This window comes from Rhizobium altiplani, assembly GCF_001542405.1.
GTDB classification, from domain to species: domain Bacteria; phylum Pseudomonadota; class Alphaproteobacteria; order Rhizobiales; family Rhizobiaceae; genus Rhizobium; species Rhizobium altiplani.
The window spans coordinates 129,763-150,173 of sequence record NZ_LNCD01000106.1; the positions used below are offsets into that span (position 1 = coordinate 129,763).

Consider the following 20,411-nt stretch of genomic DNA (forward strand, 5'->3'; position numbering starts at 1 on the left):
CAGCGCATTGCGACCAAGAGCTGAATCAATCCATCTGGTCCTTGAATCAAATACTGAAGACGCCGCCGATCAGGCAGCGTCCTCGATTTCCTCGTCACGCTTGCGCGGTACGTAGTTGAGGACCGGTCCAAGCCAACGTTCGACCTCGGCTACGTCCATGCCCTTCCGGGCTGCGTAGTCCTCGACCTGGTCCCGCTCCACCTTGGCGACGCCGAAGTAGTAGGATTCGGGATGGCCGATGTAGATGCCGGAGACAGACGAACCCGGCCACATCGCATAACTCTCGGTGAGCTGCACGCCGGCAGCCTTTTCGGCATCGAGCAGAGCAAACAGCGTCTTCTTCTCGGTGTGATCGGGCTGCGCCGGATAGCCCGGCGCCGGACGGATACCGGCATATTCCTCGCTGATCAGCTGCTCGTTGGAGAAATGCTCATCCTTGGCATAACCCCAATATTCGCGACGAACCTGCTCGTGCATGCATTCCGCAAAGGCCTCCGCGAAGCGATCGGCCAGCGCCTTCAGGAGGATCGACGAATAGTCGTCGTTCGCACGTTCGAAGCGTTCCGCGATAGCGATCTCTTCGATACCGGCTGAAACGACGAAGCCGCCGACATAGTCGTGAATGCCGCTGTCGGCTTGCGCCACGAAGTCCGACAATGCGACGTTCGGCCGGCCATCGCGCTTCGAAAGCTGCTGGCGCAGCGTAAAGAAGGTGGCAAGCTCCTCCTTGCGGCTATCGTCCTTGAACAGCCGGATATCGTCGCCGACCGCGTTCGCCGGCCAGAAGCCGATGACGGCGCGCGGGTTGAACCACTTCTCGTCGATGATCTTCTTCAGCATGGCCTGCGCGTCGGCCCACAGCGCGCGAGCCGCCTCGCCCTGCTTTTCGTCTTCGAGAATTGCCGGGAACCGCCCACGCAGCTCCCAGGTCTGGAAGAACGGCGTCCAGTCGATGTACTTGGCGATCTCGGCAAGATCGTAGCCGTCGAATACCTTGGTGCCGAGGAAGCTCGGCTTTGTCGGCTTGTAGGCCGCCCAGTCGACCGCAGCGGCATTTTCACGGGCACGTGCCAGCGGCAGGCGCACCTTCTCCGCCTCGCTGCGGGCGTGCGCTGCAGCGACCTTCGCATATTCGGCGCGGATGTCGGCCACATAACCGTCGCGACCTTCAGGTGACAACAGCGAGGAAACGACGCCGACCGCGCGGCTGGCATCCGTCACATAGACGGTCTGGCCCTTGTTGTAGCCCGGGTGGATCTTGACCGCCGTGTGGACACGGCTGGTCGTCGCGCCACCGATCAAGAGCGGCAGGTCCAGTCCCTGACGTTCCATTTCAGCGGCGACATGCACCATTTCGTCGAGCGACGGGGTAATCAGGCCTGAGAGGCCGATGACATCCACCTGCTCGGCGACGGCAGTCTCGAGGATCTTCGTTGCCGGCACCATGACACCGAGATCGATGATCTCGTAATTGTTGCAGGCGAGAACGACACCGACGATGTTCTTGCCGATATCGTGGACGTCGCCCTTCACGGTCGCCATCAGGATCTTGCCGGCAGCCTTGCGCTCGTCGCCGCCGTTCAGTCGCTTCTCCTCTTCCATGTAGGGAAGGAGTACCGCGACCGCCTGTTTCATCACGCGCGCCGACTTGACGACCTGCGGCAGGAACATCTTGCCGGAGCCGAAGAGATCGCCGACCACGTTCATGCCGGCCATCAGCGGGCCTTCGATGACATGCAACGGCCGCTCCGCTTGCTGACGGGCTTCCTCGGTGTCGGCTTCGATATATTCGGTGATACCGTTGACCAGCGCATGCTCCAGCCGCTTTGCGACCGGCCATTCGCGCCAGGTGAGATCCTGCACCTTCGCTTCCCGGGTGCCGGCACCACGATAACGCTCTGCCACTTCAAGCAGCCGCTCGGTCGCGTCGGCGCGGCGGTTCAGCACGACGTCTTCGCAGGCTTCGCGCAGCTCCGGGTCGATATTGTCATAGACCGCCAGCTGACCGGCATTGACGATGCCCATGTCCATCCCCGCCTGGATGGCGTGGTAAAGGAACACGGCGTGCATCGCCTCGCGCACCGGCTCGTTGCCACGGAACGAGAAGGACAGGTTCGAGACGCCGCCCGAAATATGCACCAGCGGCATCGTCTTACGGATCGTCCGCGTCGCCTCGATGAAGTCGACGCCATAGTTGTTGTGCTCCTCGATGCCGGTCGCGACAGCAAAGACGTTCGGATCGAAGATGATGTCCTCAGGCGGGAAGCCCGCCTTTTCAGTCAGGATCTTGTAGGCGCGCGTGCAGATCTCGACCTTGCGCTCGTAGCTGTCTGCCTGCCCCGTCTCATCGAAGGCCATGACCACGACGGCCGCGCCATAAGCGTGCAGCAGCTTCGCCTGCGCCAGGAAGTTCTCTTCGCCTTCCTTGAGCGAGATCGAGTTGACGATCGGCTTACCCTGGACACGCTTCAGGCCGGACTCGATGATCGAGAACTTCGAGGAGTCGATCATCACAGGCACGCGAGCGATATCCGGTTCGGCGGCGATCAGGTTCAGAAACTCGATCATCGCCTTTTCGGAATCGATCAAGCCCTCGTCCATGTTGATGTCGATGATCTGCGCGCCGTTTTCAACTTGGTCGCGTGCCACATCGAGCGCTGCCGTGTAGTCGGCATTGGTGATCAGCTTGCGGAACTTGGCGGAGCCCGTGACGTTGGTGCGCTCACCGACGTTGACGAAGGGAATGTCCTTGGTCAGCTCGAACGGTTCGAGACCCGACAGCGACATGAAGGGGCGATGCTCGGGAATCGGGCGTGGCTTGTACTTCGCCACCACCTCAGCGATCGCCTTGATATGTTCAGGCGTCGAGCCGCAGCAGCCGCCAACGATGTTGACGAGGCCTTCGCGTGCAAACTCGTCGATCTGCGCCGCCATCAGTTCCGGCGTCTCGTCATACTGGCCGAACTCGTTCGGCAGGCCAGCATTCGGATAGGCGCAGATGAAGGTATCGGCAACGCCCGACAGCTCCTGCAAGTGCGGACGCATGGCGTTGGCGCCGAGTGCGCAATTCAGGCCGATCGTAAACGGGTTGGCGTGCCGCACCGAGTTCCAGAACGCCGACGGCGTCTGGCCGGACAGGGTACGGCCAGAAAGATCGGTGATCGTGCCCGAGATCATGACCGGCAGGCGGATGCCCTTCGCCTCGAAGCGCTCCTCGCAAGCAAAGATCGCGGCCTTCGCATTCAAGGTGTCGAAGATCGTCTCGATGAGGATGATATCGGCGCCACCATCGATCAGGCCGTCGATCTGCTCGCCATAAGCGATGCGCAGGTCGTCGAAGCTGACGGCGCGGAAGCCCGGATTGTTGACGTCGGGCGAAATCGACGCGGTGCGGTTCGTCGGGCCGATGGCACCGGCGACGAAACGACGACGGCCGTCCTCGCGCTCAGCACGGATCGCGGCGCGGCGCACGATCTCGGCGCCCTCCTTGTTAAGCGCATAGACTTCGCTTTCCATCGCATAGTCGGCCTGTGCGATGCGGGTCGACGAAAAGGTGTTGGTCTCCAGAATATCGGCGCCGGCCTTTGCGTATTTGTAATGGATCTCTTCGATCGCATCCGGCTGCGTCAGGATCAGCAGGTCGTTGTTGCCCTTCTGATGGCAGGCACAACCGATGAAGCGATCACCACGAAAATGGTCTTCGTCGAAGCCAAGCCCCTGGATCTGCGTGCCCATGGCGCCGTCAAGAACGAGGATACGTTCACTGGCAGCTTTCTTGAGCGCCGCAAACACTTCGCTACCGTCGCGCTTTGTCCCTTCGGAACTAAACAGAGTATCAAACACGGGCGGACTCCTTGACGTCGTTACAGGCCAATTGGTCAAATCACATAAAGATATCTTTATGTCAATATATGCCCATCATGTGGCGCCTTTGCGGCGCTGGGCAGATGACAGACTCGGGCGACCCCTATATAGGCGGTTACGAAGGCTTTGTGCACGAAATTGGAGGAGTATCATGGTACTAGCAATCGGCGACGCCGCGCTTGGAAACTGGACCACCCGCGCCTACCACCGCAATTGGCTTCTCGCACAGGCAAACGGCCTTTTCGATTTCTTCCAGCACAACTCCGTCAACCCGAAAGGCGGCTTCTTCGATCTCGACGATGCCGGCAAACCGCTCAATGCCGCCGGTCAGGTCCGTCCGATCCACATAGCCTCACGCGCCGTTCATTGCTTTGCGATCGGCACGCTGCTCGGCCGTCCCGGCGCCTCCGACGTCGTGGATCATGGCATGCAGTACATCTGGAACCATCACCGTGACACCAAGAACGGCGGTTACTTCTGGTCGCTCGATGACAAGGGCCCCGTCGATTCAAACAAGCAGGGTTATGGCCACGCCTTCGTCCTGCTCGCAGCGTCCTCCGCCAAGACGGTCGGCCATCCGCTTGCCGACGGCATGCTTGCCGATATTGCCGAGGTCCTGAATACCAAGTTCTGGGAAGCCAAGCACGGCGCCATTGCCGAAGAGTTCACCGCCGACTGGCAGGCTCTCGACGGCGGCAACTACCGTGGCCAGAACTCCAACATGCATTTGACCGAAGCGCTGATGGCGGCCTTCGAGGCAACCGGCGACCGCGACTATCTCGCCAAGGCTGAAAGCATTGCTGATCTCGTCATTCGTCGAGCCGCCGGCTCCGTCGGTTGGCGCGTTGCCGAGCACTTCACCACCGATTGGGGCCTCGACAAGGATTACTATCATCCGAACGAAATGTTCCGCCCGGCAGGCACTACTCCTGGTCATTGGCTGGAGTGGGCGCGCCTCCTTCTCCAACTCTGGGTGCTTGGCGGCAAGAAGCAGGAGTGGATGCCAGATGCGGCGAAGAGCCTGTTCTCGCAGTCGATCGCCCTCGGTTGGGACGACGACAAGGGCGGCTTCTTCTATACACTCGACTGGGAAGACAAGCCGGCCAAGCGCAACAAGCTGTGGTGGCCGGCCTGCGAGGGCGCTGCCGCCGCGCACTTCCTCAATGAGCACCTGCCAAGCGACTACCACGAGGAATATTACCGCAGGATCTGGAACGTGATCGAACGCGCCTTCATCGACCACAAGAATGGCGGTTGGCACGAGGAGCTGACGGAAAATCTGGTACCCTCACACAGCCTGTTCCCCGGCAAGGGCGACATCTACCACGCCCTGCAGGCCTGCCTGATCCCCCTCTTCCCCGCAACGGGAAGCCTAACCAAGGTCATTCCCGAGGCGGGCGGCAAGATCTGATATAGAGCGAGCGCCGCTTCAGTGGCGCTCGATCATCAAGTGGCGTCGCGTCGACGCCGTAACTTGAGCGGAGACCCGGCACAGCGGCGCAAAGTACGTCGTTGGAATGGCTGTGCGATAGAGAAGCGCGAGGTTTTGTTATGACGCGGGTTCCAAAGGCTAACTGGGCGGGAAGCTTTCACTATGGCTTTCGAGACTGCCTCTATCCGTCTTCGGTGGAAGCGGTCCGCGAAGTCGTGATGCGAGCGCCAAAGATAAAGACGGTGGGGTCAAGCCACTCATTCAATGCGATCGCCGATGGCGAAGTTGCCCTGTCGCTTGCCGATGTGCCAATCGACCCCGTCATCGAAGGCGATGGGAGACAGGTTTCCGTTGGCGGTCATTGCACCTATGGCGAGCTTGCGCTTTTCCTCCATGGCCATGGTCTTGCCGTACACAATCTAGCCTCCCTACCCCACATCTCCATTGCTGGCGCGATTGCCACGGCAACGCATGGCTCAGGCGACCGGAACGGCAATCTGGCGACAGCGGTCTCGGGATTGGAAATCGTCTCAGGCGACGGCCGCCTCGTGAAGGTGACCCGCGGCGATGCCGATTTCGCGGGCATCTTGGTGCATTTGGGCGCGCTTGGCGTCGTAACGCGCGTGACGCTTGACGTTCAGCCGGAGTTTCAGGTCGCACAGTGCGTCTACGAAGGATTGGCCTGGGACAAGCTTTTGGCCAACCTCGATGAGATAATGGCCTTGGGCTACAGCGTCAGCGTGTTCACGCAATGGGGTCAACAAGCAGGATCGATTTGGGTCAAGAGAACTGCGTCCGCCGAGGACTGGCCGGCCGACATCCACGGCGCAACACGCGCGATGGTCAACAGGCACCCCATAAGCGAATTGGACGCGCAAAACTCCACGGATCAGTTGGGGCAATATGGCCGCTGGTCCGACAGGCTCCCGCACTTCAAAATGGGCTTCACGCCCAGCAATGGCGAAGAGATACAGTCCGAGTTCCACCTTCCACGCAAACACGGCGCGGCAGCGATCGAAGCGCTGCTGTCGATCCGCGATAAATTTGCCCACTTGGTGCAAGCGGGCGAACTCCGGACTGTCGCGGCGGACGAGCTATGGCTCAGTCCTCAGTATCACCGCGATACGCTGTCGTTCCACTTTACCTGGGTTCGGGATCAGGAGGCCGTGAATGCGGCCGTGGGGCATATCGAGCAGGCACTCTCGCCCTTCGCAGCCCTGCCGCATTGGGGCAAGGTCTTTACGGAGCGCAACATCGGCGCCAAATATGAAAAGCTTGCCGAGTTTGTCCGTCTTCGCGACAGGATGGATCCGGAACGGAGGTTCTCTAACCCGTGGTTGGAAGACGTTGTCTTCGGCTCGAACTGAGCGGCTGCCGTTGATGGGGGCTTCGCATACCTCGATTGGGTCCAACTGAAGCCGTCCTCCCCATCCGATCGCTCGCAGCGTAAACCTGGCGTGCCAAGACACGCCAAGTGAAACAGCAATCACGCCAGGCGAAGGGCGTCGATGTCTTTCGCCAGCATCAATGCCAGCGCCTCGACCGCAAGATTGTGGTCGTCTCGCTGCGGCAAGCCGGATACGGTGACCGCGCCAATGCAGCCGGTGCCCTTCACATTGATCGGAAAGCTGCCGCCATGCGGCGCATAGTCGGCATCCGAAAGACCATTGTCGGCAACCGTCTTGCCCTTCTCCTTAAGATCGAGACCGATCGCGTAGCTGCTCTTGAAGTAGCGCAGCACCAGATTGCGCTTGCGCCGCACCCACTGGACGTTGTCGGGCGTGACACCGGGCAGTGCCGCATAGAAGACGGGCATCGAATGCAGCGTAATGTCGATCGCGATCCCGAGGCCGCGCTCGGTTCCAAGTTCCTGCAGGAGCCTGCCGAGCTGCCATGCTGTCGTGAGATCGAAGGTGTCGAAACTCAGCACCTTCTCCTGTTCTGCAATCCGCTTAAGGTCGTCGTCCGGCATGGTCACGTGTGCTTCCTCTCCTGCAATGCTTTTGTTTGAACAAATGCAAGCGGAGGTGAAAAGTAAAGCGGAATCGTGGCGCTGCCCGGAAGCTTACAATTGGGGCGTCAGCATTTCGAAACGGTCACGGATCGTCGAACAGGTATCGCCGTCACAGGTCAGCCTGCTGCCCGCATCGGCGCAAAAACACTCATCGCGCCTGTAAAGGGCTTGGCCAGCGGCGACGCGTAGGAGCCGCGCTTGCTGGTCGACAGCCCAAGTGACACCAGCGCTTCCGCCTGCTTCACCGCCGCGGCTACGCCGTCGACAACGGGCACGCCGTAGATATCCTGCAGCTCGCGAGCCAGATCAGTCATCCCGGAGCAACCAAGCACGATCGCTTCGGCGCCATCCTCAGCAAGAGCACGCTCGATCTCGGCCCGGAGCTTGCCGATAGCACCCGAGGCGGGATCTTCGAGCTGAAGAACCGGAATATCGGAGGCGCGCACCTTCGCGCGGCCTCCCATGCCGTAGCGCCGCACGAGGTTGTCGATCAGGACGCGCGAACGCTCCAGCGTCGTCACGACGGTAAATCGCTGCGCCAGGAAGCCTGCGGTGGCGACCGCAGATTCGCAGAGCCCAAGCACCGGCACGTCGGCAAAGCTGCGCGCCGCATCTAGTCCCGTGTCGTCGAAGCAGGCGATGATGGCGGCATCGTATTCGCCAGCCCGCTCCTTGAGTTCGCTGAGAAGTCCCGGGATTGCGAGCGCTCCGTCATAATGTCCTTCGATCGATACCGGCCCCATGCGTGAGGTGGCGGCAATGATGGCGGTGCCGGACGCCGCGACCGCGCAGGCAGCAAAGGCGGCCTTGTCGGTCATGGTTTCAGTCGTATTGGGATTAACCAGAAGAATGCGCATTAGGGGTTAGCTTACCTTTGCCTGGCGCCGACGCAGCATGAGCATGATGCCGAGCGCGACGAGGATGATGGTGAAGGAAAACAACGTCGTGACCGTGCCGAGCGCATAGAGCACCGGCGTGGTGACGTTGGTGGTCATGCCGTAGATTTCGAGCGGCAACGTGTTGTAACTTCCTGACGTCATCAGCGTGCGGGCGAACTCGTCGTAAGAGAGCGTGAACCCGAACAGGCCGACACCGATCAGGCTGGGGGCAATCATCGGCAACACGACATGACGAAAGGTCTGCCACGAATTCGCGCCAAGATCGCGCGCAGCTTCTTCGTAGGCTGGCGAAAACCGGTTGAAGACGGCAAACATGATCAGCACGCCAAAGGGCAGCGTCCATGTCAGGTGCGCGCCGAAGGCGGACGAGTACCAGGCAGGCTTAAGGCCGCCCTGCTGGAAGACCACGCCGATCCCGAGCGAAATGATGATCGACGGAACCACCAGGCTCGCGACCGTTGCGTAGAAGAGCACGGTCGCGCCCCGGAAGCGGCGGCGGAACGCCAGGCCGGCCAACAGCGAGACGACTACGGTGACCACCATCACCATCAGCCCGAGCGTGAACGAGCGGCGGAAGGATGCGCCGAAATCCCCGACTGCCTGCTTCTCGAAGAGATTGTAGAACCAGTGAACGGAAACGCCATTCAGCGGGAATGTTAGGCCCCCGTCTGGCCCCTGGAAGGACAGGATCAGGACCGCCGAGAGTGGTCCGTAGAGGAACAGCACGAAGACAAGGAAGAAGGCAGCGAGCACGTAGAATTCAAAGGTGCGCTTCTCGTGGTTCATCTCAAAGCTCCTTCCGAATATCGACGACGCGCAGGATGGCGGCGACCATCATCAGGACAACGATCAGAAGCACGACGGCATTCGCGGCAGCGGCCGGATACTGCAGCAGCGACATCTGGTTCTTCATCATCAGCGCGACCGAAGCGCTCTGGCCACCGGACATGACCTGCACGGTCGAAAAGTCGGCCATGACGAGGGTGACGACGAAGATCGAACCGATCGCGATACCGGGCTTTGCCAGCGGCAACACGACATTCCAGAGGATCTGCCAGCCCGTGGCCCCGGCGTCTCGCGCCGCCTCGAACAGCGACCGGTCGATGCGCATCAGCGTGTTGAAGATCGGCGTCACCATGAAGAGTGTGTAGAGATGCACCATGGCGAGAACCACGGCGAAATCGGAATAGAGCAGCCATTCGATCGGCTGCGGCACGATGCCCATCTGCACCAGCGCGGAGTTGACCAGACCGTTGCGGCCGAGCACCGGGATCCACGAGATCATGCGGATGATGTTGGAGGTCATGAACGGCACTGTGCAGACCAGAAACAGGATCATCTGCGTCGACGTGCGCCGGATATGAAAGGCGAGGAAATAGGCGACCCAGAAGCCGATGAAGAGTGTCAGGCTCCAGACGATCACCGTGAATTTCAATGTGTTGAGATAGGTCTTCCAGGTGACCCATGAACCGAGCGTGTCGGTGTAGTTCATGGTCAGGAAATCAGGGTAGAGACCGGCGAAGTCGTAGTCCCAGAAACTAACGACGGCGATCATGGCGATCGGCAGGATGAAGAAGAAACCGAGAATGAGGATTAGCGGCGTCGCCTGCAGATAAGAGGCTGCCCATGTCGGCCATCCGATCCGTCGGCGGCTTGTCTGTTCCGATTGGTGCTCGGCCTGCGAAGACGCGATCGTCGCCATGTTTCCGGTCTCTCCGTTATAGACGCCCTCCCCCCAAAGGAACTGGGGAGAGGACCTGGCAGAAGCGGTTGCCTTAGGCAGCGATGAACTCGTTCCAGCGGCGAACCATGTAGCGGTCTTCGTCCATGACGGAGTTCCAGCACGCCACATGACCCATGCGCTCTTCGAACGAACCACCGTCGCGAACGGCGCCGGCCTTCTCCATGACCTTGCCCTCAGGCGAGAGGATATCGCCCTGGGCGGCCTTGCCTTCGATCCAGTAGCCCCACTCGTCAGCCGTCATGAAGTTCTTGGCGGTGTCCATGCAGGCCGAGTAGTAGCCCTGGCGGTTGAGGTAGCCGCCGACCCAGCCCGACGTGTACCAGTTGATGTATTCATAGGCCGCGTCGAGCTGCGCGCCCTTGAGGTGCGAGGCAAGGCCGAGACCGCCGCCCCACGAGCGGTAGCCTTCCTTGAGCGGCTGATACTTGCAGGCGATGCCCTTGGAGCGGACGGCCGCGACAGCCGGCGACCCCATGGACTGGATGACGACTTCGCCGGAGGCCATCAGGTTGACCGACTCGTCGAAGCTCTTCCAGAAGGCGCGGAACTGGCCGTCCTGCTTGGCCTTGATGAGGAACTCGATCGTCTTGTCGATCTCTTCCTTGGTCATGTTGCCCTTGTCGGCGTATTTGATGTTGCCGAGCGCTTCCATGATCATCGCGGCATCCATGATGCCGATCGACGGAATGTTGAGGATCGAGGTCTTGCCCTTGAACTTCGGGTCCATGATATCGGCCCAAGTGGTGATATCGCGACCGACGAGATCCGGACGAATGCCGAGCGTATCGGCATTGTAGATCGTCGGCATCATGGTGAAGAGTTCGGTTTCGCCCTTGGCGAAGGTCTTGGCGTCCGCGCTCTCGACATAGCCGACCGTGTGCGGCGCCGTGCCCTGCGCGATGACGCTGTCCGGCTTCAGCTTGCCGTTCTTGAACAACGGAACGACCTTGTCGTAGTACTTCAGCTTCTTCACATCCATCGGCTGGATGACGCCGGTCGGGTAAACCTTCTTCAGGATCCAGTATTCGATGTCGGCGATGTCATAGCTGTCAGGCTGCGTCACGGCGCGCTGGGCGGCGGCGTCGGAATCGGTCGCCGTCATCTCCAGCGTGATGCCGAGGTCCTTCTTGCACTGCTCGGCAATGGCGTTAATGTTGGAAACACCGGTGCCGAACTGGCGTAGCGTGATGTTGGACTGCGCCCAGATCGTCGGGAAGCCGGTGATGAGGCCCGAGCCTGCAGCAGCGCCGAGCGCGGCGGCGCCAGTTTTCAGCAGGCTGCGGCGGGAAATCCCGACCTCAGTCTTCGTCGTCTTCTTTTCAGTTGTCATGTCAGTTCCCCTTCTTTTTGCTGGTGAGGTTCATGCACGGCCGAGGAGGACCGCGTCCTCCAGAGCCCATCTCAGAGACACCGCATCGCCGACCGATACGGGTTTGGCGAAATAATCGCCGTCACTCGCGATAACAGTGAAGTCGTCACTGCCCGCGCCGGCCACCGTGAGCTTCACCGAGGCGCCGCGATATTCGATATTGGAGACGACACCGTTGAAGCCGAGCGTCTTGTCGGAAGCCTTTTCGAGGCGCACACGATCCGTGCGGACGCCGATATCGACGCTCTCGCCGGCATGCTTGCCGTTGCCGCGCACCGAGAAGGTCTGCCCTTCCGGAACCTCGAGCGTAGTGACACCGCCATTTGAAGACACAACGCGGCCGGAAAGAACATTGTGATCGCCCATGAAGCGAGCGACGAAGGCGGTGGCCGGCTCCTCGAAGACCTTGCGCGGCGTTGCCGCCTGCTCGATCTTGCCGTCGTTCATGATGACGATGATATCGGCGAGCGCCATCGCCTCTTCCTGGCTGTGCGTCACGTGCACAAAGGTGATGCCGAGACTCTTCTGCAGCTTCTTCAGCTCCGCACGCATGCGGATCTTCAGGAAGGGATCGAGGGCTGAGAGCGGTTCATCGAGCAGCAGCGCTTCGGGATCTGTGATCAGCGCGCGCGCCAGCGCCACACGCTGTTGCTGGCCGCCAGAGAGCTGTGCCGGTCGCCTCGTCGCATAGGCGTCCATCTGCATCAGCTTCAACATGTCAAGCGCCTTGGCGCGCCGGTCCTCCTTCTCGACGCCCTTCATTTTCAGGCTGAAGGCGACGTTGTCGATGAGATCAAGATGCGGGAAGAGCGCATAGGACTGGAACATCATCGCGGTACCGCGCTTGGCCGGCGGAAAATCGGTGACGACGGTATTCCCGAGCCTGATATCGCCTGAGGAAATGCTTTCGTGCCCGGCGATCATGCGCAGCGTCGAGGTCTTGCCGCAGCCGGAAGGCCCGAGAAAGCAGCAGTAGGAGCCGGCCGGAATCTTCAGGCTGATGGAATGGACCGCCGTCGTGGTGCCATACACCTTGGAAACGGATACGATATCGATCTCTGCGGCTTTCGACATTGGTCTTCCCCTGTTTGAGAAAGACAATGCATCTGCCGTGCCAGTTTCTTTTGCGGCGCACAAAACGTCCGGAAATCAAAGACTTCCGATCGATGCAACGCCATATATCAAAATTCAGGCAGCGGCGTCACATGCACACAAAATAGGCCATCGTCTGCAATTCGTGCAAAATATCGTATACAATTTAGCCTTCACTTTGCGCGCAAATTCCGTTTAACTTTTACGGGAAACGCAGATATCATTTCCCGGTCAAAAGGTATTTGTGTTCATGAAGCCCACCGCAACGGCCCTGCAGACTGCAGAGGATCCAGCCGATACAGGCACACAAAAAATCCGCGACGCGATCCGCGATGCGATCGTCGAGCGGCGTCTGTCACCGGGAACGAAGCTGTCTGAAAGCGATGTCGGCAACTTGTTCAATGTCAGTCGCACGCTTGCGCGCGCCGCCTTGCAGGCTCTTTCCTATGAAGGTCTGGTCAGCGTCGAAAAGAATCGTGGCGCCTTCGTCGCCTACCCCTCGCCCGATGAGGCGCGCCAGATCTTTGCCGCCCGCCGTCTCGTGGAGCCCGGGATCTTGCGGGAGGCCGCGGCCAGAGTCACGCCTTCGCAAATCCAGCATCTGAAGCAATTGCTGCTCGAGGAAGGCCGCCTGATGGGCGAGCGCGGCCAGACGGCCCGGCGTGCCGAGATCAAGGCATCAGGCGACTTCCATCTGACGCTTGCTGCCATATCCGGCAACGCCATCATGCAGCGTTTCATGGATGAGCTTGTTGCCCGCTCATCGCTGGTGATCGCCCTCTACGGCCAATCGACCATATCGAGTTGCGGCCATTCCGAGCACGGCGACATCCTCGTCGCGATCGAGCGGAGCGATCTCGACGAGGCATGCAGGCTGATGCTGCACCACATTGCGCATATCGAGGCCGATCTCGACCTGCGCGAACGCAAGAGCGTCGGCCTCAAGGAAGCCTTCGAACCATAGCAAGTTTTATACGGGAAGCGGGATTGCGGCCCTACGATCGCAATCCAACCGTTCAGTTGCCGGAGCGGCGCTCGGCTGGCTGTTCTGCAACGGCGACAATGTCAGCCGTGCCATTGGCAAGCAGACGCTTGCGGACGAGGACGCCCATGACGCGGGCAGCCGTCGAAAAACTCATCTGGTCGAGCGGTCCTTCGCCCTCCCAGGGTTTGGTAAGCCGTTCTGTGACGGCTCCGACGATGTTCATCGGAACGATGTCGTCGCAGTGGCGCATCGCCTCGAAGACCTGGCTGATGGGAACAACACGTCCCTCGAAAGTGACAATCGGCTCGGTGAGCTCCGTATCCCACTCTTCGAAGGCGTAGAGTGCTTCGCGGAAGAGTTCCTGAAGGGTGAACGGGGCATGTCCATCGTGAAGCGGCGGCAAGGCATTCGTCATGTCTGTCTCCTCTTTGGGGGCTAGTGCCATTCCTCCTCTTCGGCCGGCAGAGCTCGGGAAACAGAACTCAAGATTCCCCTGCGAGGCCGAAAACACGATCGATGTTATAGTGTAATATACGCGTGATAAAGCCCTTTATCGGCGCATCGGCTCCACCGCGCCCGACAAGAAACAAACAGGCCATTGATATTGCAGAGAATATCAACGGCCACCCGGCGTCAAAATTAGAGATTTCTGAACTGTTGGAGGATCACTGCGTGATCGAGAACGTCATGTTGACGGTGATGTTGTAGCTGGTTTCACCGCCCTGGACCGGGACGGCTGAGTCTGCCGCGGCCTTCATCATGGCGGCCCGAGCGACCGGCACCGGCTGTGGACGCGGCGACGTCTCGCTGATCTCGATCACGCGCCCGAGCTTCACGCCAGCTGCCCCGGCCAGCGTCTTCGCCTTCTCGATGGCATTGGCGACGGCATTCTTGCGAGCCTCCTCCATCACCTTTTCCGGTTTGTCGTTGGTGAATTGAATGTCGCCACCCTGATTGACACCGAGCGTGACGGCTTCGTCGAGGATGGCGCCCAGCTTGGACAGGTCGCGGACGCGCACGCTCAGGGAGTTGGAGACCTGGTAAGCGACCAACTGCGGCTGCTGTGGCTGACCATCGTTGGATTGCGGGTAGGTGAATTGCGGCTGCACTGAAAAGCCCGACGTCTGGAGATCGCGCTCGGCGATGCCTGCCTTTTTCAGCGCCGCCAAGACATCCGTCATCGACTTGTTGTTTTCGTCGAGCGCTTCGCGTGCGGTCTTTGCCTGCTTCACGACGGAAAGGTTGAGCACCGCCATGTCGGGCGCGACGCTCGCCTGTCCCTCGCCACTGACGGAGATCACGGCCTCGCGCGGCTGCGAATCAGCAGCCAGTGTCGGCAACGCGATGGTGGCGATCGGAAGGCCAAGCAAAAGGCTGAAGGCAATGGTTCTGGTGTTCGGCAGCACGGTGTTTAACTCCCTGATTGTGAAGTCTCGATTGCCGTCTTGCCGATTGATTGTGAAGCTATTGCGGCAGTCCCTTGTGAGCGCTCAAGAATTGCGTTAGAGCGAAACCCGTTCCGGGGAACCATTGCGCCGGACACGGCAGCCATGCTGTCGCCGGGCCTGTAGCTCAATGGTTAGAGCCGGCGGCTCATAACCGCTTGGTTGGGGGTTCGAGTCCCTCCGGGCCCACCAGTTCTTTCTTGTCCAGCCCGGAGACATAGGTAACAAAACGTACCTACCACATGGGTGACAACCTCGTGCCGAACGGGTTGCCGATGGTTTGCAAGGTCCTCTGCTCGAGGTCGATATATCCGAGATCATAGTGCATGAAGCTGACGAGCCAAATGCCGTCGTCGACCTCCTTGATTCCCAGTTTCTGTCCGGCCGGCACGGTCGAGATGTTGATCGTCTTGCGGTAGATGCAGATGCGGCCGCAATGGGTCATCAGCGCGTCACGGTCGTGGAACGGATAATCGATCTCCGGCAGCCCGTTATATCGGCGCGCCGATGGCGTGTAGAGATCGAGCGGCACCTTCATCGCCAGGGCTTCATGCGGCCGCTCGGTATTGAATTCGCTGACGAACGCATCGAAGCGGGCCTGTTGCTGCAGGATATTTCTGCCAGGTGGCCTGGTCGCCTCTTTCTTCAGCGTCAGGTGCATGCGCTCATGCCGGCCATTCTCTTGCGGATGGCCCGGCCTGATGCGCTCGAGCGCGATGCCGAGCCGCAGCCACCAGACTGACAGCTTCGACAGATTGTAGGGGCCGTTGGGGTTGGCGAACGGCAGGCCGTTGTCACTGCGGATCGCGCTTGGCAGGCCATGTTCGGCAAACAATCGGCGGAACGCCTCGAACACCCCCACCTCCTTTGTCGATTCGAAGGCTTCACAGGCAAGCAGGTAGCGTGACGCCTGGTCGGTGACCGTCAGCGGGTAACAGTAGCGGCCATCGCCGAGTTTGAACTCGCCCTTGAAGTCGGCGCACCACAGGTCGTTCGGCGAAAGGGCCCGTGATAAGGCCGTTCCTTCTGCCCGATAACGGTGCCGCTGGCGGGCATGAGCGACCAGCCCGTGCCGGTCAAGCACCGCTCTTCGACGGCACGCGCACATTGCCGGCCAGACGCTTCACCAGCAGTTCTCTGATCTTCCTGGCACCCCAATGCGGCTTCTCCTTCTTGAGCCGCACGATCATTGCCTCGACCGGCTCGGGCAACTGGTTGGCGTAACGCACCGGCCGTCGAGACCGATCCGTCAGCGCCTCCAGGCCGTCGTCCTCGTAGCGATTGAAGATTTTGTAGCCGGTCTTGCGCGAGATGCCGAACTCCCGGCACACATCGCTTATGCCTTCGCCCTCCAGCAGGCAGGCGACAAATCGTAGACGTTCCTCCATCACCGAAGTCTCTCTCCACGGCATCAACACCTCCCGCCAAAAGCGAAAAGTGTTACCCATGTCTCCGGTACAAAACGTCACCTATCTCTCAGGTCGGGCATCTTCCGATCCCATCCGCCGACATATCTCCCTTCCACAATCGCACACCGTTGGCCTCGATTTCAACGACGTTTCCGAGCCTCGGAGAGCCGAAATTTGATCCTTTTCGGCGCTAGTCCGACGCACCGACTATTGCCATTTTGCAACGCAGCGGCGTTTAGGAGCGCAATATGAGTGGATTCTTATATTAGAGAGGTTGCCACGCCGATGCAGCTGCACATAGGCTCCAGTCTCGAAGGGAGACGGGCCGATGCAATGGATTTCGTGGCACCGACCGATGCTGACATCGAAAATCACCGACCTGATCGATCGCATCCTGGAGTGCTGGTGCGACGAACATGGACATCACACCGGAAGTGTTGAAGCACGCCGAAAGGCAAACAGCTTGCTCCAATGGATCGAACTCGGCGTCACGGATGAACGGGAACTTTCGGACCTGATCCGCGACGACATCGTGATCGGCGCGCAGTAGACTGAACGGCTACCGCAAGGCCAGCATCCGTCGTGCACCAGACCGATGTCTCGTTCTTGCGCGGCTTGGGCTATGCACTACCCTAGCTATCTCTGTGATGATATGCACAATCGCCGCGCGGCTCACTTCATGGACGCGGCCCTTATGCCCAGCTTTGTGACGTCAAACGGACGATGAGATGAGCAAGCTTCTTTTGGCCCTTGCGCCTACTTTGTTGTTGGCGCTGTCAGTTTCTCCTACTGCTCTCGCTGAGACACGCCCGCTCTCAGAGATAACCAAGAAAACCGAAGCCCGAATTCTACGCGACAATCTGAAACCCAATGTCGCGTGCTACAAGGAAATCTTGGAGGACTTTCAAGAGCGGAAGATCAAGAAGGCGGACATATACGTCACCTTCGACGATCCCCAGGTTGAGGGCATTGGGATCGGGATAGCGGAGACTGACGAAAACTACTCTTGCGAAGGTGGCGAGATGAGAGCTTGGGAAGCCGGGAAGTACGAGGTCGTAAAGAAATTCCGTTAGGCACGTTGTCGGCCGGCCTATCGCCGATAGGTTAGCTCCCTTGTTTGTCTGGCTCTTAATCGGGTTGGGCTACAAGCAAACCAGCCAAAACCCTTTAGCTGACGCAATAAATGGCGAGCGCCCAGGTTGGCACGTTAGTTAAGTTCATGAGGGTTTTGATGCTCGACCCGCCGTGTTCTTGGCTTCGGCTAAAGAAGGGCGCGCAAGAGTGATCGCGGTTTTCCGCTCACCGTCTGGTGTCTGGGTTTACCGTTGGGCGGCCTTCTTCGAAGCTTGTCAGTATCAACTGGGGAAGACAATGCCGTCAAAAAGCTTCCTTGACGTCCTGATCGTCCCTGCGCCCTTCACTCTGCCGTCTGGGCCTATATCGAGGAACACCTCCATGTCGCCGGTTGGGTGCTCAATCACGTAGCGGCCGTCGCTGGGCGCTTCGACAAGGCCGTGTGCGGGAGAACCGACGAGGCGAGTGGGTACCTAAGCACAATCTCGTGCTGCGTGGCGTCATCGGGGTCTTCCCTCCTGCCCACCAGTCTCAAATGCCATCAGGCCGGGTCAAGCAGGAAGCTCTTGCCTCACACGGGAGAGCCGAGAGGTCAGCCTACCCGTTGGTGATCCTCTCGAGCCCTCGGGGAGCCCGAAGGCGCCCTTGCGTGTCCTTTTTGGCGGAAGGACGAGAACAACTTAGACAGAGCATGCCCGCTTGGAAAGTTGGACCAAGGTCCGATCGGAAGGAGGGAGGCTGCAGGAGGGTTGGTCCGCGACATCCTAAAGCCTCCCTCATCCTTCGGGGCAGAAGGACAAGGGTCAGTTAGCGCTGGCCCAGTGCTTGGGTAGTTGGACTTAGGTCTGACGAATTCGCCGCCATCTTGCGAATCGAATCGGCAGTGCCGCGCGTCGGTCACACCCGGCGCACCGAAGCCCTTGAAAGTAGAGGGAGATTATAGCCAGATACCAAGTCCTATTGGTAATCCGGGCCAAGCGCGCCACCTTCACTCAATGCCGCGTTCGCCGCCGTTCCGCCGTCTTACCTAGCCGGCAGCGGAACCTAGCGACGACAACGACGTTTCGTGCTCACTGTGGATCAGAGAACGACTCATAAATCGCAACCCCGCAACGAACCGGCGACGTCGCAACTTAATGGGGCGTCGACTGCCGACGGCTTGGTTTTCATAGCGAGCCTGGAGACCGGCATCAGCAGGCAGGCGGGCAAAAAGGGATTTGTCTATTACGACGCCGGTGGCATCCGTATCACGGAGCCATCGGAGCTCGATCGCATCTCCGCGCTTGCCATTCCCCCGGCCTATACCGAGGTCCTGATTTCTGCCGACCCCCATTCCCACCTGCAGGCCACTGGCCGCGACGCTCGCGGCCGCAAGCAATACCGCTACCATCCCAAATGGACTGCCGAGCGGGAAAAGAGCAAATTCGAGCGGCTTGCCGACTTCGGCTCGGCGCTTCCCGCGATCCGGAAGAAGGTGGATTCAGACCTCCGGCGCCGGGCACCCAACATCGACAAGGCGCTCGCAACAATCGTCTGGCTGCTCGATAACCTCTTCATCCGCGTCGGCAATGCGAGCTACGCCGCGGAGAACGCGTCCTATGGCCTGACGACGCTGCGCAACAAGCATGTGAAAATATCAGGGTCGAGCATTCACTTCCGCTTCAAGGGCAAGTCAGGAAAGGAATGGCGCCTCAGTCATAGCGACCGTCGCATCACGCGCGCCGTGCAGATGCTCCAGGAGCTGCCCGGGCAACAGCTTTTCCAGTACATCGATGACGATGGTGTCTGCCACCCCATCCAATCACAGGACGTCAACAGCTACATACGGCAAGCATCCGGAGCCGATTTCACGTCCCGCCAATTCCGCACTTGGGGAGCAACGCAAATGGCTGCGACCGGGCTGGCTTCGCTTGAACCACACGAAAGCCAGCGAGGGCGCGCCCGGCAGGTGAATGAAGTCATCGACGCAATTGCCGCGCGCCTGGTCAACACGCGCGCAGTATGCCGGTCGTCCTATATCCATCCAAAGATATTCGAAAGCTTTGAGACCGGCGACCTTGCCAGTCTCGCCAACGCCCGACCGAGCCGAAGCGTGCGACTGCTGCGCTGGATGAATCAGGAGGAGATCGCCGTGCTCCGCTGGCTCAAGGCGCTCAATGGGCACTGACTCTATCTGTCCGCGCGCAATGGAACCAAACGGCTGCTCACACCGTTATGGAGGATTGCCGCGAATGCGGCCACGGGAGATGGCGCCAGGGCGCCAGGGCGCGAATGGCACGTCAGACGTATTGGAAGGGTTATCTCAAACTGTCACTCGTCACGGCCGCAGTGTCCCTGACACCGGCGACGACGGACAGCAACCAGCTTCGATTTCACGTCCTGAACCGAAAGACGAAGAACCGCGTCGAAAGCCGCTACGTCGACGGCGTCACGCACAAGCCGATCGCCGACAAGGATCAGGCCCGAGGTTATCCGCGTGGCGAGGACGACTATGTGATCCTCGAGGACAAGGAACTCGATGGAGTCGGGCTCGAAAGCACGAAGACGATCGACATCGACACTTTCGTGCCGCGCGGCTCGATCGATTGGATCTGGTACGACAAACCACATTTTCTGACGCCGGAGGACAAGGTCGGCACCGAAGCCTTCTGCGTGATCCGCGAATCGATGAAGGCAAACGATGTCGTCGGCGTTGCGCGACTTGTTCTCTACCGACGTGAGCGCGCCGTCCTCCTGGAGCCGCAGGGCAAGGGCATCATCCTCTGGACACTGCATTTCGGCGACGAAGTTCGCCCGCCGGCCGCGACACTGGATAGCCACGGCAAAGTGGATGACACGGTGCTCTCCATGATGAAGAAGCTGGTCAAGGATCGAACGGAGGATTGGCAGCCCGCCATGGTGCAGGATCCGATCCAGAAGCGCTTGCGAGCCATGATCCGTGCGAAGCAGAAGAGCCTTGTCAAAGCCACACCGCCTTCATCCAAGCGGCCGGCATCCAAGCCGACGGGCAATGTCGTCAACATCATGGACGCCCTGAAAAAGAGCCTCGCCAAGGAAACGGGACGCCCGAAATCTCGTTGAGAG

At 59.9% G+C, this 20,411-nt stretch carries 16 protein-coding genes, 1 tRNA gene and 2 pseudogenes; 8 read left to right on the forward strand and 11 right to left on the reverse strand.

What is annotated here, in order from left to right:
• Positions 1-69 precede the first annotated feature (69 nt).
• On the reverse strand, positions 70-3,843 hold the full coding sequence (gene metH / locus AS026_RS25820; protein WP_062372688.1) for a methionine synthase: 3,774 nt from the start codon (positions 3,841-3,843) through the stop codon (positions 70-72).
• 172 nt (positions 3,844-4,015) lie between these two features.
• Between metH and AS026_RS25825 the strand changes: the two genes are divergently transcribed.
• Positions 4,016-5,275 (forward strand): AGE family epimerase/isomerase, encoded by a 1,260-nt coding sequence (locus tag AS026_RS25825; protein WP_025659333.1) that lies wholly within the window; start codon positions 4,016-4,018, stop codon positions 5,273-5,275.
• Between the two features lie 140 nt (positions 5,276-5,415).
• The gene (locus AS026_RS25830) at positions 5,416-6,663 is read left to right on the forward strand and encodes a D-arabinono-1,4-lactone oxidase (RefSeq protein WP_062372692.1); all 1,248 of its coding nucleotides are present in this window, start codon (positions 5,416-5,418) and stop codon (positions 6,661-6,663) included.
• A gap of 119 nt (positions 6,664-6,782) precedes the next feature.
• Here AS026_RS25830 and AS026_RS25835 read toward each other — a convergent pair whose 3' ends face one another.
• The 7 genes and pseudogenes from AS026_RS25835 to AS026_RS25860 form a co-directional block, all read right to left on the reverse strand.
• Positions 6,783-7,268 (reverse strand): heme-degrading domain-containing protein, encoded by a 486-nt coding sequence (locus AS026_RS25835; protein WP_018116576.1) that lies wholly within the window; start codon positions 7,266-7,268, stop codon positions 6,783-6,785.
• Between the two features lie 93 nt (positions 7,269-7,361).
• Positions 7,362-7,445, reverse strand: a pseudogene (locus tag AS026_RS43690) (flavin reductase family protein); the annotation flags it as partial.
• Complete coding sequence (locus tag AS026_RS25840; protein ID WP_025659330.1) at positions 7,427-8,167, reverse strand: aspartate/glutamate racemase family protein; 741 nt, start codon at positions 8,165-8,167, stop codon at positions 7,427-7,429. The gene AS026_RS25840 and the pseudogene AS026_RS43690, both read right to left, overlap by 19 nt.
• 6 nt (positions 8,168-8,173) lie before the next feature.
• Positions 8,174-8,995 (reverse strand): ABC transporter permease, encoded by an 822-nt coding sequence (locus AS026_RS25845; RefSeq protein ID WP_018116580.1) that lies wholly within the window; start codon positions 8,993-8,995, stop codon positions 8,174-8,176.
• Between the two features lies 1 nt (position 8,996).
• Positions 8,997-9,911: an ABC transporter permease gene (locus AS026_RS25850; RefSeq protein ID WP_018116581.1), complete on the reverse strand. Its 915-nt coding sequence runs from the start codon at positions 9,909-9,911 to the stop codon at positions 8,997-8,999.
• Positions 9,912-9,984: 73 nt separating this feature from the next.
• Positions 9,985-11,283 carry an ABC transporter substrate-binding protein gene (locus AS026_RS25855; protein ID WP_062372708.1) on the reverse strand — a complete coding sequence of 433 codons (1,299 nt, stop codon included), beginning with the start codon at positions 11,281-11,283 and terminating at the stop codon, positions 9,985-9,987.
• Positions 11,284-11,313: 30 nt separating this feature from the next.
• A complete protein-coding gene (locus tag AS026_RS25860) occupies positions 11,314-12,396 on the reverse strand; it encodes an ABC transporter ATP-binding protein (protein WP_062372712.1) in 1,083 nt (360 codons plus the stop codon).
• Positions 12,397-12,664: 268 nt separating this feature from the next.
• Here AS026_RS25860 and AS026_RS25865 point away from each other — a divergent pair, with 268 nt between their 5' ends.
• A complete protein-coding gene (locus tag AS026_RS25865) occupies positions 12,665-13,378 on the forward strand; it encodes a GntR family transcriptional regulator (RefSeq protein WP_062372883.1) in 714 nt (237 codons plus the stop codon).
• Positions 13,379-13,430: 52 nt separating this feature from the next.
• Here AS026_RS25865 and AS026_RS25870 read toward each other — a convergent pair whose 3' ends face one another.
• Together AS026_RS25870 and AS026_RS25875 are read right to left on the reverse strand one after the other, a co-directional pair.
• Positions 13,431-13,814 carry a BRA0787 family protein gene (locus AS026_RS25870; RefSeq protein ID WP_018116585.1) on the reverse strand — a complete coding sequence of 128 codons (384 nt, stop codon included), beginning with the start codon at positions 13,812-13,814 and terminating at the stop codon, positions 13,431-13,433.
• A 250-nt stretch (positions 13,815-14,064) separates the two neighbouring features.
• Complete coding sequence (locus AS026_RS25875) at positions 14,065-14,805, reverse strand: SIMPL domain-containing protein (RefSeq protein ID WP_062372715.1); 741 nt, start codon at positions 14,803-14,805, stop codon at positions 14,065-14,067.
• 155 nt (positions 14,806-14,960) lie between these two features.
• Between AS026_RS25875 and AS026_RS25880 the strand changes: the two genes are divergently transcribed.
• Positions 14,961-15,036, forward strand: a tRNA-Ile gene (locus AS026_RS25880).
• Positions 15,037-15,079: 43 nt separating this feature from the next.
• Here the strand turns inward: AS026_RS25880 and AS026_RS25885 are convergent.
• Positions 15,080-16,256, reverse strand: a pseudogene (locus tag AS026_RS25885) (integrase core domain-containing protein).
• Between the two features lie 325 nt (positions 16,257-16,581).
• On the opposite strand from AS026_RS25885, the gene AS026_RS25890 reads away from it, so the two are divergent.
• The 4 genes from AS026_RS25890 to ku all read left to right on the forward strand — a co-directional run bounded on the left by AS026_RS25890 (position 16,582) and on the right by ku (position 20,408).
• Complete coding sequence (locus AS026_RS25890; protein ID WP_018116593.1) at positions 16,582-16,803, forward strand: hypothetical protein; 222 nt, start codon at positions 16,582-16,584, stop codon at positions 16,801-16,803.
• Between the two features lie 178 nt (positions 16,804-16,981).
• On the forward strand, positions 16,982-17,326 hold the full coding sequence (locus AS026_RS25895) for a hypothetical protein (protein ID WP_018857139.1): 345 nt from the start codon (positions 16,982-16,984) through the stop codon (positions 17,324-17,326).
• Positions 17,327-18,486: 1,160 nt separating this feature from the next.
• Entirely contained in the window at positions 18,487-19,494 is a 1,008-nt protein-coding gene (locus AS026_RS25900; protein WP_062372719.1) for a DNA topoisomerase IB, read from the forward strand.
• Between the two features lie 104 nt (positions 19,495-19,598).
• Positions 19,599-20,408 carry a non-homologous end joining protein Ku gene (ku, locus tag AS026_RS25905; protein WP_025659326.1) on the forward strand — a complete coding sequence of 270 codons (810 nt, stop codon included), beginning with the start codon at positions 19,599-19,601 and terminating at the stop codon, positions 20,406-20,408.
• Positions 20,409-20,411 lie beyond the last annotated feature (3 nt).

Bases quoted from the DNA above. Each gene is read 5' to 3' on its own strand.
- AS026_RS25850 (WP_018116581.1), bottom strand. From the start codon at position 9,911: ATGGCGACGATCGCGTCTTCGCAGGCCGAGCACCAATCGGAACAGACA.
- AS026_RS25860 (WP_062372712.1), bottom strand. From the start codon at position 12,396: ATGTCGAAAGCCGCAGAGATCGATATCGTATCCGTTTCCAAGGTGTAT.
- AS026_RS25870 (WP_018116585.1), bottom strand. From the start codon at position 13,814: ATGACGAATGCCTTGCCGCCGCTTCACGATGGACATGCCCCGTTCACC.
- AS026_RS25895 (WP_018857139.1), top strand. From the start codon at position 16,982: ATGAGCAAGCTTCTTTTGGCCCTTGCGCCTACTTTGTTGTTGGCGCTG.
- AS026_RS25845 (WP_018116580.1), bottom strand. From the start codon at position 8,995: ATGAACCACGAGAAGCGCACCTTTGAATTCTACGTGCTCGCTGCCTTC.
- AS026_RS25840 (WP_025659330.1), bottom strand. From the start codon at position 8,167: ATGCGCATTCTTCTGGTTAATCCCAATACGACTGAAACCATGACCGAC.
- ku (WP_025659326.1), top strand. From the start codon at position 19,599: ATGGCACGTCAGACGTATTGGAAGGGTTATCTCAAACTGTCACTCGTC.
- AS026_RS25865 (WP_062372883.1), top strand. From the start codon at position 12,665: ATGAAGCCCACCGCAACGGCCCTGCAGACTGCAGAGGATCCAGCCGAT.
- AS026_RS25855 (WP_062372708.1), bottom strand. From the start codon at position 11,283: ATGACAACTGAAAAGAAGACGACGAAGACTGAGGTCGGGATTTCCCGC.
- AS026_RS25890 (WP_018116593.1), top strand. From the start codon at position 16,582: ATGCAATGGATTTCGTGGCACCGACCGATGCTGACATCGAAAATCACC.
- AS026_RS25830 (WP_062372692.1), top strand. From the start codon at position 5,416: ATGACGCGGGTTCCAAAGGCTAACTGGGCGGGAAGCTTTCACTATGGC.
- AS026_RS25825 (WP_025659333.1), top strand. From the start codon at position 4,016: ATGGTACTAGCAATCGGCGACGCCGCGCTTGGAAACTGGACCACCCGC.
- AS026_RS25835 (WP_018116576.1), bottom strand. From the start codon at position 7,268: ATGCCGGACGACGACCTTAAGCGGATTGCAGAACAGGAGAAGGTGCTG.